Genomic DNA, 2,444 nt, shown 5'->3' with positions numbered 1-2,444 from the left:
GGCCCGGGCTGTCCAGGCCGAGGCCGACGAAGCCCGCTATCGCGACCTGGTCGCGGCCGGCGCGGTGTCAGGCTCGACCTACGACCAGATCAAGGCCGCCGCTCTCGCCGCTCGGGCCCAACTGCAGGCCGCCGAGGCCCAGGCCCGGGTGTCGCGCAACGCGGCCGGCTACGCGGTGCTGGTCGCCGACGCTGACGGGGTGGTGGTCGAGACGCAGGGCGAGCCCGGACAGGTGGTCGCCGCCGGTCAGACGGTCGTGCGCCTGGCCCACGCCGGCCCACGCGAGGCCACGATCGCCCTGCCCGAGACCCTACGTCCCGGCGTCGGCTCGACGGCGACCGCCTCGGTGTTCGGAAGCGACGCCGCCAACCCAGCCCGCCTGCGCCAGCTCTCCGACGCGGCAGATCTCCGGACCCGCACCTTCGAGGCGCGCTATGTCCTGGACGGCGCGCTGGCGTCGGCGCCGCTGGGTGCGACGGTCACCATCTCTCTTCCTCGCGCACTCCCGGGCTCCGGCAAGACGGCCGGACGCGCCGTGCCGCTGGGCGCGATCCACGACGCCGGCAAGGGCCCAGGCGTCTGGGTCGTCGATCCGAAGACCTCGACCGTCACCTGGCGCGCCGTGAGCGTCGTCGCCATCGGCGAAGAGACCGCCACGGTCTCGCAAGGCCTGACCGCCGGCGACCGCTTCGTGGCGCTGGGCTCCCACATGCTGCACCAGGGCCAACGCGTCAGCGTGGGGGCCGGGCAATGAGCTTCAACCTCTCCGCCCTGGCGGTGCGCGAACGCGCCGTCACCCTGTTCCTGATCGTCGCCATCGTGGTGGCCGGGACCTTCGCCTTCTTCAAGCTGGGTCGCGCCGAGGATCCCAGCTTCACCATCAAGGTGATGACCGTGGTCACCGCCTGGCCGGGCGCCACCGCCCAGGAGATGCAGGACCAGGTCGCCGAGCCGCTGGAAAAGCGGCTGCAAGAACTGAAGTGGTACGACCGCTCCGAGACCTTCACCCGTCCGGGCCTGGCCTTCACCACCCTCACCCTGAAGGATCCGATCCCGCCCAAGGAAGTGCAGGAGCAGTTCTACCAGGCCCGCAAAAAGTTGGACGACGAAGCCGCCAACCTGCCCCAGGGCGTACTGGGTCCGTTCGTCAACGACGAGTACGGCGACGTGACCTTCGCGCTCTATGCGCTGAAGGCCAAGGGCGAGCCGCACCGCCAGTTGGTCCGCGAGGCCGAAACCCTGCGCCAGCGCCTGCTGCACGTGCCGGGCGTCAAGAAGGTCAACATCATCGGCGAACGCCCCGAGCGCATCTTCGTGGAGTTCTCGCAGGCCCGGCTGTCCAATCTGGGCGTCAGCCCGCGCGACATCTTCGCCGCCCTGAACAACCGCAACCTGGTCACCCCGGCGGGGTCGATCGAGACGAACGGCCCGCAGGTCCAGGTGCGCCTGGACGGGGCGCTGGACGATCTTGAGAAGATCAAGGCCACGCCGATCGTGGTCGGCGGCAAGATCCTGCAGTTGTCCGACATCGCCGACGTCAAGCGCGGCTACGAAGACCCGGCGACCTTCCTGATCCGCAGCGACGRCGAGCCCGCCCTGGAGCTCGGGGTGGTTATGAAGGAGCGCTACAACGGCCTGCAACTGGGCAAGGACCTCGACAAGGAGGCCAAGGCCCTGGCTTCGGAACTGCCCCTGGGCCTGACCTTCACCAAGGTCACCGACCAGGCGGTCAACATCGCCGAGGCCTATGACGAATTCATGCTGAAGTTCTTCGTGGCCCTGGCCGTGGTGATCGCCGTCAGCCTGGCCAGCCTGGGCTTCCGCGTCGGCATCGTCGTGGCCCTGGCCGTGCCCTTGACCCTGGCCGTGGTGTTCGTGGTCATGCTGGCCACCGGCCGCGACTTCGACCGCATCACCCTCGGGGCGCTGATCCTGTCGCTGGGCCTGCTGGTCGACGACGCCATCATCATCATCGAGACCATCGTCGTGAAGATGGAGGAAGGTCGCGACCGGATCGCCGCGGCCACCTACGCCTGGGGCCACACCGCCGCGCCGATGGCGGCCGGCACCCTGGTGACGATCATCGGCCTGATGCCGGTGGGCTTCGCCAAGTCCAGCGCGGGCGAATATGCCGGCAACATCTTCTGGGTCGTGGCCTTCGCCCTGATCGCCTCGTGGTTCGTGGCGGTGATCTTCACGCCCTATCTGGGCGTCAAGCTGCTGCCGAACATCCAGCCGGTCGAGGGCGGTCACGCGGCCATCTACGACACGCCCCGCTATCGCCGCTTCCGCGCGTTGATCGCCTGGACGGTGGGCAACCGCCTGAAGGTGGTGCTGGGTGTCGTGGCGGCGCTGGTCGTGGCCTTCCTGATGATGRGCATGGTCAAGCAGCAGTTCTTCCCGATCTCCGACCGCCCCGAGGTGCTGATCGAGGTGCAGACGCC

2 protein-coding genes are annotated in these 2,444 nt (G+C 69.0%); both read left to right on the top strand.

Annotated elements, in window-relative coordinates:
• The coding region (locus AC1DZ6_RS23510) for an efflux RND transporter periplasmic adaptor subunit (RefSeq protein ID WP_477099524.1) at positions 1-754 on the top strand (754 nt) is incomplete at its 5' end.
• On the top strand, positions 751-2,444 hold a 1,694-nt coding region (locus tag AC1DZ6_RS23505; protein WP_477099523.1), incomplete at its 3' end, for an efflux RND transporter permease subunit. The genes AC1DZ6_RS23510 and AC1DZ6_RS23505, both read left to right, overlap by 4 nt.

It is taken from the genome of Caulobacter sp. P1_B12_2 (assembly GCF_056406675.1).
This window is presented reverse-complemented; position numbering and strand designations above follow the sequence as displayed.